Origin of the sequence: Huijunlia imazamoxiresistens, from assembly GCF_037132455.1 — a bacterium.
Lineage (GTDB): Bacteria > Bacteroidota > Bacteroidia > Chitinophagales > Chitinophagaceae > Flavisolibacter > Flavisolibacter imazamoxiresistens.
This window is the reverse complement of the sequence record NZ_JBBBEI010000098.1, coordinates 1-896: the sequence shown is the minus strand read 5'-3', so window position 1 is coordinate 896 and position 896 is coordinate 1. Positions and strand designations below refer to the sequence as shown.

Annotated in this window: 1 protein-coding gene; it reads right to left on the bottom strand. The window is 60.2% G+C overall.

What is annotated here, in order from left to right:
• Window positions 1–896, bottom strand: an 896-nt coding sequence (locus V9K67_RS27030; RefSeq protein WP_336728249.1) for a hypothetical protein, incomplete at both ends; no start/stop codon positions are given.

Here is an 896-nt window from a genome sequence, read left to right as displayed (position 1 = left end):
GTAGTGCCGTTGATGCCGTAGACATCCTGTACGCCTGCCGCCTGGGCGGTGAAGACATAGGCGCCGTTGCCGGTAGTAAGGCTGGACAGGTCGACCTCGAAGGTGGCGGTATCGACCGGGGTCACCACTACCGAGGAATTGATGATATTGGCGCCGCCCTGGAAGACCAGCGTCAGGTCCTCGTGGTTGAAGGAGGCCGCGTTGATGCTCTTGTCGAATACGACGCGCAGGTGCTGCACCGGTGTGGAAGAAACACTTTCCGGAGCGCCTTCGATGCGAACGATCTTGGGCACGTTGCGGTTTTTGGGTTTCCAAACCACGGTATAGCTCACCGGTGAGGTGGTGGCGAAGGTATCCACGAAGTGGAATCGGTTCTCGTAGACCGGCGGCTGGCTGACGGGCAGGGTCACGAAGCTGAGCCAGGCATTGTTCAGCGGGATCACCTGGCCATCGCCGCGGGTCACGCTCACCAGTTCATACTGGCGGTTGCCCGGATCCGGCAGCTTGATATAGTTCCAGCCGGCAGCCGAGGCCGTTACCGTCAGCGTGTTGGTGTAAGCGGCAGGCTGTACGGGACCGGAGAAGGCGCCTGCCTGGGCAGGCACTACTTTGGCGGTACGGTTGCCCTGCGAATGGTAGATCACATCGGGCACATCCTCGGTATCGAAGATATCGTTGACCAGGAAGTCGTTGATACCGTCGTCCTGGGTGCCATACACCTTGATGCTCCTGGTCAGCTCATGGAGCTTCACGCCTTTCACCAGGGAGAGGTCGGGGTTGCCGAACGAGTTGGCATGCACCACCGAGGCCTCGTAGGAGACGAACTTACCGAGCAGCGAAGAGGTAAAGTACCACTGGCCGACACGGGCCTGCTGGGCAGGGATCGTACCGAAGTT